Genomic DNA, 8405 nt, shown 5'->3' on the forward strand with positions numbered 1-8405 from the left:
GTGCGGGGGTGTGTTCCGGGGTGGGATTGATTGGACGCAGAGCGGGGACGCTGGGCGGAGGGCCGGAGGGCGCAAAAAAGGGCGCGGTCGTCACGACGGCGCCCCTGTGGTCGGGTGTGGTTGCGTGCAGGCTATTTGTCCTGCTTGGCGGCTTCCTTGCGCATCTTCTTTTTGGCGAAGGTGTGCATCTTTTTGGCCTCGGAAAAGTCGGGCGACAGCTTCACCGCCATGGCGGCAACGCGGGCGACCTTGTCCCACTTCTCCCAGTCGATGTACAGGCGGCCGATGTTGAAATACAGCCCCGGGTCGTCTTTGGCGAGCTTCAGCGCCTTGACGTAGTACTTCTCGGCCATGTCAAAGCGGTTCATCTTGCGCAGAACCATACCCACGCGGTTGTACAGGTGGGCGGACTCCGGAAATTCCTTCAGCGCCTGCGTCAGGTATTCCAGCGCGTCCTCGTGGCGCTCGGCCTTGAGGAGCAGTTCGGCGATCTGGGTCTTCAGGTCCGTATCGTCGGAAAATTGCAGAACCAGCTTGTCAAAGACGAACTTGGCGTCCTTGAACTTTTTGCGTCCCAGCAGTTCCTTACCACGGGCAAGGCCCGTGACCTTTTGCTCCTCAATGGCGGCCAGCAGCTGCTTGGCCTCGTCCACGGCGCTGCCCTGAAGGTCTTCGAGCAGTTCGCGCAGGGTGCCCATGAGCTGCTTTTCCTGCCCCGCGTTGTATTCCAAAACCATGGGGCAGACTTTTTTGAATTCGGCGTCGTTGTTGAGGGTGTACAGCGCTTGTTCCACGCTGGTGCCGAATTCTTTCTTCTCATGTGCCATGAGCGGCGTGCGCAGGATAATGCCGATGGCGTCGTGCAGGCTGACAATGGCCGGAAGGAGCTTCTTCTGCTTGAGATAGCGTTGAATGCCGGAAAGTTGCGATCGTGCTTTGATGAGCTCGGTGGACATGCCGTTTCCTTGTCTGAGTGTCGGATGTCTTTCAGATGTAGGGGAAAAATGGGCCGGATGCAAAGCGAGTTTCAGCGTTCACACGCGATTTTGTGGCGGCGGCGGGGGAAGGTGCTGCCAGTATTGGCAGTTCCGTCAAAAGTGCTTGATGACGGGCCTTTTTTCCGCGCCGCGGGCAAATCGCGTGTGAACGCTGGGGCTTACGTTGTTACACTCCGGCGTGGGTGCGAATGAGTTCGCGGAAACGGGGGAAGAAGTACTGGCTGTCGTGCGGACCGGGCCCGGCTTCCGGGTGGTGCTGGATGGCCAGAATGGGCTTCGTGGTGTGGCGGAAGCCCTCCAGAGTGTTGTCGTTGAGGTTGATGTGCGTCACCTCGATGTCCTGCACCCCTTCCATGTCCACACAGAAGCCGTGGTTCTGGGAGGAAATTTCAATGCGGCCGGTGGTGAGGTCCTTGACCGGGTGATTCACGCCGTGGTGGCCGAATTTCAGCTTGTAGGTCGTGCCGCCGAGGGCCTGACCAAGAATCTGATGACCAAGGCAGATGCCCGCAAGGGGGTAGTTGTTTGCCAGCGTGGTGACGGTGCCGATAACGTCGCCAAGGGTGGCCGGGTCGCCGGGACCGTTGGACAGGAACACGGCGTGGGGCTTCACGGCGTCCACCTGCTGGGCGGTAAAGTGCGGGGGCACGACGAGCAGGTCCAGCCCCTGTGCGGCGAGCAGGCGCAGGATGTTCCACTTCACGCCAAAGTCGTAGACCACAACCTTGGGGCCGTTTCCGGGCCAGTCGTAGGTGCCGTCGGCGGCGATGGAGACGGTGCGCGGGGCGCCGTCCATCCATGTGTACGGCTCCTTGGGCGCGACGCGCTCGGCAAGGTTCTGGCCGTCCATGGAGGGCAGGGCCTTGGCGCGTTCCACCAGCTCCTCGGGGGTGACGTCGTCCGTGCTGATGATGGCGCGCTGCGCGCCGTGCAGGCGGATGTGGCGGGTCAGGGCGCGGGTGTCGATGCCCTCAATGCCCATGACGCCATGCTCCGTAAGGTAGTCCGGCAGGGACATCTTGGAGCGCCAGTTGCTGGGGACCTTGCAGCATTCCTTAACGATGAAGGCCTCGACCCAGACGCGCGAGGATTCGACGTCTTCCAGATTGACGCCGTAGTTCCCAACAAGGGGATACGTCATGCAGACCATCTGTCCGGCGTAGGAGGGGTCCGTGAGGACTTCCTGATAGCCGGTCATTCCAGTGTTGAAGATGGCCTCGCCGCCAGCATTCCCGGCGCCGGTGAAGGAGCGGCCCTCAAACCAGGTGCCGTCTTCCAGGGCTAAAATGGCTTTCATCAGTTGTTCTCCGATAACGCGTTGATGACTTTTTCGATGTCCTCGGGACGGTCCACGCCGTGCGTGCGAAATTGCGTGGGCACGACGTAGATGGGGATATCATTCTCAAGCAGGCGTAGTTGTTCCAGCTTTTCCTGCCGTTCCAGCTCGCTTTGGCCAAGGGCCACAAAGCGGCGCAGGGTGCGCATGCGGAAGGCATACAGGCCGATGTGACCCCAGTAATTCCCCTCGCCGCCATCGCGCAGGTGAGGGATGGGGGCACGGGAAAAATACAGCGCAGAGCCGCTTCTGGTCCAGACGACCTTTACTTGGTCCGGGCTGGCCGCTTCCTCGGCGGTAATCTTGGTGGCAAGGGTGGCCACGCGGATGTTCGGGTCCGCAAAGGGCTCCACCAGTTCGGTCAGCATGGCTGGCTCAAGCAGGGGTTCGTCGCCCTGAATGTTCACCACCACGGCGTCGTCCGGGACGGAGAGGTTCTCTGCCGCCTCCAGCACGCGGTCTGTGCCGCTGGTGTGCTCTGTGCCCGTCATAACCACGGGCACGTTGAACTTGCAGGCTTCGGTATAGATGCGGGAGTCGTCCGTGGCGAGGACGACTTTGCCGAAAAGGGGGCATTGAATGGCGCGCTGGTACACGTGCCAGAACATGGGGCGGCCCAGAATGTCCGCCAAAGGCTTGCCCTCGAAGCGGGACGAGGCGTACCGCGCGGGGATGATGCCGTAACAGGGAGGAAGCTGTGGCATTACAGATACCTGGTGATGCAGTCCACCGCCGACCGCGTGCCGCCCTGCCGCGCGCCGATGTATTCTGCGGCGCGGCGCTGCACGGAGTCCTGCGGTTTGGGACGGTTCAGGTTCTTGATAAGTGTGGCCGCAAGGGTGCGGGCGTCCGGGACCTCGGTGACGAGGCCACTGTCCACGATGTCGCGGCCGATCCAGTCAAAGTTCTTCCAGTGCGGGCCGATGACGGGCGAAACCCCGTGGGTGAGCGGCTCTAGGAAGTTCTGACCTCCCAGCGGGCGCAGACTGCCGCCCACAAAGACGGCGCGCGCAAATCCGTAGGCCGCGCCCAGCTCGCCGAAGGTATCCCACAGGATGGGCGTCCCCGGAGGCGGTGCTTCGGAAAGTTGCGAGCGCAGGACAACGGGCAACCCGGCTTCATACAGGGCTTTCGCCCAAAAGTCGAGCCTGTGCATGTGCCGGGGAAAAACAGCCAGATTCGTCTTGGGCCGCGCCTCGTGCACCAGCGTTATGGCCTCCATCACCTCGGCTTCCTCTTCCTGCCGGATGGAGCCGAAAACGGCCGTGGAGGTTTTGCCGCCAAGGATGCGCGCTACGGGTGTGTCCTTGTGCGCCTGCTGGGGTGTGGTGGGGCAGCGGTCAAACTTGATATTGTTCATGCCGCCGACGCGGTCCTCGCCAAAGACGAGGGAGAAGCGCTGGCGCGCCGCGCCGTTGATGGCAAGGATGCGCTCTGGTGCAATGTCCTGCAGCAGGTCCTGCACGGCAAGGTAGCCGGGAAGGCTGCTGGCGCTCATGCGGCCGTTGACCACCAGCACCGGGATGTCGTGCCGCTTTGCGGCGGCGAGCATGCCGGGCCAGAGTTCGGTTTCCAGCGAAACGATGACGCGGGGGCTGAAGCGCTGCATGGCCGTGTTCATGAGCATGGGCATGTCCAGCGGAAAGTACGCCAGCCGCGTTGCCAGCAGGTTGTTCTTTTCGGCTTCGTCTGCGGCCTGCTGGAGGATGTCCATGCCCTGACTGGTGCCGGTGGTAATCAGCACACGCAGGGGCCTGTCGTCCGGCAGAGCCAGCAGAATCTCACGCGCGAGGTAGGCCTCGCCCGCTGATGCGGCCTGCATCCAGATGTCCACGGGGCCTTCGGGGCCGGAGAGGAGCATGCGTTCCTGCCAGCCCTGACGCATGCGTCTCGACAGGGCAAGGGCCGGAAGGGCAAGGGGCCAGACAGCACTGTAGAGGCCGAGTGCGGCTCGGGTTTTCATGGTGAGTGTCATAGGCTCTCTAGGCTAGCGGGACAGACCGAGGTCGATGAGTCTGGCGATGAGGTCGTCGAAGGAGTATCCGGCCTCGGCGGCGGCCTGCGGCACAAGACTGGTGGCCGTCATTCCCGGCAGGGTGTTCATTTCAAGCAGGTAGGCGGCGTCGTCCGTGACGATGAAGTCGCCCCGGCTGTAGCCGTACAGGCCAAGGGCCTTGTGCGCGGCGAGAGTGGCCTTGCGGATAGGCTCCGCCACGCTCTCGTCGATGGGCGCGGGGCAGATTTCCTGCGCAACGCCGGGCTTGTATTTGTTTTCGTAGTCAAAGAACGCCGCGCTTTCGTTGGGCTGAATCATAATCAGGGGCAGGGCCTCGTCGCCAAGGATGGCGCAGGTGACTTCCTTGCCCTTCATGAGGGGTTCCAGCAGCGCCTCCTGCCCAAGGTCGGCAATGGTGGCCAGCGCGGGGGCGAGGTCGGCGTGGTCGGTGACCATGCTCATGCCAAGGCTGGAGCCGCCAAGGTTGGGCTTGGCAAACAGCGGCAGGCCGATGCTGGGCGTCCAGTCGGCGCCGGGCTTGTCGGTGACCAGCTCCCAGTCCGGCGTCAGGATGCCATGCTCGCGGAACACGCCCTTGGCCGCTGCCTTGTGCAGGGCAAGAAAGGACGCCGCGGGGCCGGAGCCTTGGTAGGGGCAGCCGATGGTATCCAAGATGGCCTGAACAAGGCCGTCTTCGCCGGGAGCGCCATGCAGGTTGATAAACGCAAAATCGTGGGCGCGGGCGGTGGAGATGAGGGAGTCGAAGGACGCGGAAAGATCGAAGAACGTGACGTCATGACCAAGGCGGAGCAGGGATTCCTGCACGGCCTTGGCACCGCTGAGGGAGACGGCGCGCTCAGTCGACCAGCCTCCCGCTATCAAAAGTACACGCATTGAGATTGACCTCGAGGTGTTCGTTTAGGCTTTTTTCAATGGCCATGGTCTGCTGCATGGAGCGTTCTATGCGGCTTCGGGCCATTTCGCTCTTGCCGTATCGTTCAAGGATGTCGGCAAAACGCACGCCAAGGGGCACGATGGCATCGTGCCGCACGCGCTTATCGGCGTAGAGCACGACAAGGGGCAGAAAGTAACGGACGACGTCCACGGTGTAGGGCCACCATACGTGGTGCAATACGCCCTGCGACAGCAGCGGGTTGCCGGTGTGCTCCATGGCCCACGCCGCACCCAGCTGGCTGTGATGGCCGCCGTGCTCGATGCAGTAAATTTTGGCGATGTCGTGGAGCAGGGCGGAGGCGCGGACAAGGCGCACCGCGGGCTGGCCGTCAATAAGGCCGCGCTGGGCTGCGCGCTCTGCTATGGCGGTGGCAACGCGGGCCACCTGCCGCGAGTGATTGCGGATGTGCTCCGGCATGCTGCGCAGGTCCCAATAGGCCGTGCAGGTGTCGTCGTCAGGAACAAAGAACTCGTCCGGCGTGAAGGGGACGGCAAGGTCCAATTCATCCGGGGTGGGGAGGAAATCCCTGCCTGTGCGCGAAGATGCCTTGGCTGTGCAGGCAGTTTCCTTGCTTGTGGATGAGCGCATGAAAACAGAATTCCTTGGGGAAAAACGGGTGGAGTCCGGCTTATGCCGAACGCGTAGTCGTTCTACCAGCCGAAGCTGGAAAAATAAAGGGTCCGCTTGTGCTTTGGGGGGCTTTCGTAGTATGCCCGAAATCTCCCGCAACAAGTTGAAATGAGCGGGGATTTCCCATGTTCCGGCCCTTTCGGGACCTCTGGGGGAACTGCAACCCGACCGGAAACCGGCGAAAGGATACGACTGTGAGTGTGCTCGACAAGTTCAGTGATCCGAAGCTCTGCCGCTCCCTTCTGGACAGGATTCATGCGGAGCTGGACGGTGAACTGCGATTTATGGAGGTGTGCGGCACGCATACAGTGTCCATCTTCCGCAGCGGCCTGCATTCGCTTCTGCCAGAGCGAGTAATTCATCTCTCCGGCCCCGGCTGCCCCGTGTGCGTCACGCACGAGAGCGAGGTCGCCCTGTATTTGGACCTTGCCGCGCGCGACGACGTCATCGTGGCGACCTTTGGCGACCTGATGCGCGTTCCCGGTCCCGGTGGGCGCAACCTCAAGGCCGCGCAAGCCGAGGGCGCAAGGGTGCAGGTCGTCTACTCGCCCTTCGACGCCATAAAACTGGCACAGGACAACCCGGACACCAAGGTCGTGTTCCTTGGCATCGGCTTTGAGACCACGGCACCCACCGTGGCCGCCACCGTGAAGATGGCGGAGCAGGCCGGATTGACCAATTTCCACGTCGTATCCTTCCACAAGCTGGTTCCGCCCGCGCTTGCGGCCCTTATGGCGGACCCGGAACTGCGTTTGGACGCCCTCATCATGCCCGGACATGTCACGTCCATCATTGGCCCTGCCGCGTACGGCTTCCTTGCCGACGAGTTCAAGCTGCCCGCCGTGGTCACCGGGTTCGCCCCGCTGGACATTCTGCAGGCGCTGCTGGAACTGGTGCGCCAGCGCAATGACGGACGCGCCGAGGTGGTCAACATGTACACCCGCGCCGTGCCCGAGGAAGGCAACCCCAAAGCCGTTGCCATCATGAACGAGGTCTTTGATACGGCGGACGCCCTGTGGCGCGGCCTTGGGAAGATTCCGGCCAGCGGGCTGGAGTTTGCGCCGCAATATGAGCGGTTCGACGCCAAAAAGGTGCTGGGCCTCACCCTGCATGAAGAGCCGCCCATCCCCGGTTGCCGTTGCGGCGAGGTTTTGAAGGGCAAGCTCGCCCCCAACAAGTGTCCGCTCTTCGGCAAGGCGTGCACTCCGGCAAAACCCGTGGGCCCGTGCATGGTCTCCACGGAAGGTTCCTGCGCCGCGTACTTCAAATACCATACGGAGCTCTAGAGCAATGAGCGATACGAAGGTTCTTCTGGACTATGGAAGCGGAGGCAAGGCCTCCCAGCGTCTCATCAGTGACCTCTTTAAGGCGAATTTTTCCAATCCGGTGCTGAACAAGCTCGACGACGCCGCATTTCTCGACATCGCCGGACCGCTTGCCATGAGTACCGACACCTTCACCGTGGACCCCATCTTCTTCCCCGGCGGTGACATTGGCTCGCTGGCCGTGCACGGCACCGTCAACGATGTGGCCATGCTGGGCGCGCGTCCGCTGTATCTGTCCTGTGCTTATATCATTGAGGAGGGGCTTGATTTTGAGGTGCTGGAGCGCATCGTCAAGTCCATGGCGCGTGCGGCGGAGAATGCTGGCGTGTCCATTGTGACGGGCGACACCAAGGTTGTGCCCAAGGGCATGGCGGACAAAATCTTCATCAATACCACGGGCGTTGGCACCATGCTGGCGGAAAACCACCCCAGCGGCGAAAGCGCGCGCCCCGGTGATGTGGTGCTGGTCTCCGGCACCATGGGCGACCATGGCCTGACCATCCTTGCCCAGCGCGAGGGACTGCCCCTGACCACACACGTGGAAAGCGACAGCACCAACCTGAACCACCTGACCGAGGCCCTGATCACCGAGGTAGGCGATATCCACGTCCTGCGCGACCCGACGCGCGGCGGCCTTGCCACCACGCTGAACGAGATTGCCGAGGCCTCGAACGTGGGCATCACGCTGGAGGAGGAGCGCATTCCCGTGCATCCCGGCGTGAAGTCCGGCTGTGACATCCTTGGGCTGGACCCGCTGTATTTGGCCAACGAGGGCAAGTTCCTGTGCATCCTGCCCGAGGCCAAGGCCGAGAAGGCGCTTGAGGTCCTGCGCGCCAGCGAAGAGGGCCGCGAGGCCTGCCTTGTGGGCCGCGTCAGCGAGGACCACGCGGGCAAGGTCATCCTGCAGACGCCCCTTGGCGGCAAACGCCTGCTGAATATGCTGGAGGGCGAGCAGCTGCCGCGCATCTGCTAATCGCCTCCCCACTCTGCCGGGACGCGCTGCCGGCGCATCCCCGCGCGCTGATGCGGCCCCGCCGTCCCAGCGCCCAGAGCAGACCATAGAAAAAGCCCTTGCCATCCACGGACGGCCAGGGCTGTGTTTTGGCTCACTGGCTCACTGGCTCACTGGCTCACTGGCTCACTGGCTCACTGGCTCACTGGCTCA

General features: G+C 62.7%; 8 protein-coding genes. 2 read left to right on the forward strand and 6 right to left on the reverse strand.

Going from position 1 to position 8405, the window contains the following annotated elements; all coding sequences use genetic code 11:
* Window positions 1–131: 131 nt before the first annotated feature.
* The 6 genes from ACY69P_RS11085 to ACY69P_RS11110 all read right to left on the reverse strand — a co-directional run bounded on the left by ACY69P_RS11085 (window position 132) and on the right by ACY69P_RS11110 (window position 5873).
* Window positions 132–956: a tetratricopeptide repeat protein gene (locus ACY69P_RS11085; RefSeq protein WP_459899394.1), complete on the reverse strand. Its 825-nt coding sequence runs from the start codon at window positions 954–956 to the stop codon at window positions 132–134.
* A gap of 208 nt (window positions 957–1164) precedes the next feature.
* Window positions 1165–2295 carry a glutamine-hydrolyzing carbamoyl-phosphate synthase small subunit gene (gene carA, locus ACY69P_RS11090; RefSeq protein ID WP_462327512.1) on the reverse strand — a complete coding sequence of 377 codons (1131 nt, stop codon included), beginning with the start codon at window positions 2293–2295 and terminating at the stop codon, window positions 1165–1167.
* Window positions 2295–3038, reverse strand: coding sequence for a 3-deoxy-manno-octulosonate cytidylyltransferase (gene kdsB, locus ACY69P_RS11095; RefSeq protein ID WP_462327513.1), 744 nt, complete (start codon window positions 3036–3038; stop codon window positions 2295–2297). The genes carA and kdsB overlap by 1 nt, the downstream gene beginning before the upstream one ends.
* Complete coding sequence (locus ACY69P_RS11100; RefSeq protein ID WP_462327514.1) at window positions 3038–4309, reverse strand: 3-deoxy-D-manno-octulosonic acid transferase; 1272 nt, start codon at window positions 4307–4309, stop codon at window positions 3038–3040. Before ACY69P_RS11100 ends, kdsB begins: the two co-directional genes overlap by 1 nt.
* A gap of 12 nt (window positions 4310–4321) precedes the next feature.
* Window positions 4322–5224, reverse strand: coding sequence for a D-alanine--D-alanine ligase family protein (locus ACY69P_RS11105; protein WP_462327515.1), 903 nt, complete (start codon window positions 5222–5224; stop codon window positions 4322–4324).
* Window positions 5187–5873 carry an HD domain-containing protein gene (locus tag ACY69P_RS11110; protein WP_459899404.1) on the reverse strand — a complete coding sequence of 229 codons (687 nt, stop codon included), beginning with the start codon at window positions 5871–5873 and terminating at the stop codon, window positions 5187–5189. The genes ACY69P_RS11105 and ACY69P_RS11110 overlap by 38 nt, the downstream gene beginning before the upstream one ends.
* 236 nt (window positions 5874–6109) lie before the next feature.
* Here ACY69P_RS11110 and hypD point away from each other — a divergent pair, with 236 nt between their 5' ends.
* Window positions 6110–7201 carry a hydrogenase formation protein HypD gene (hypD, locus tag ACY69P_RS11115; protein WP_462327516.1) on the forward strand — a complete coding sequence of 364 codons (1092 nt, stop codon included), beginning with the start codon at window positions 6110–6112 and terminating at the stop codon, window positions 7199–7201.
* Window positions 7202–7205: 4 nt separating this feature from the next.
* A complete protein-coding gene (gene hypE, locus ACY69P_RS11120) occupies window positions 7206–8213 on the forward strand; it encodes a hydrogenase expression/formation protein HypE (RefSeq protein ID WP_459899407.1) in 1008 nt (335 codons plus the stop codon).
* The last annotated feature ends 192 nt before the right edge of the window (window positions 8214–8405 follow it).

The sequence above is a fragment of the Desulfobaculum sp. genome (genome assembly GCF_054921475.1).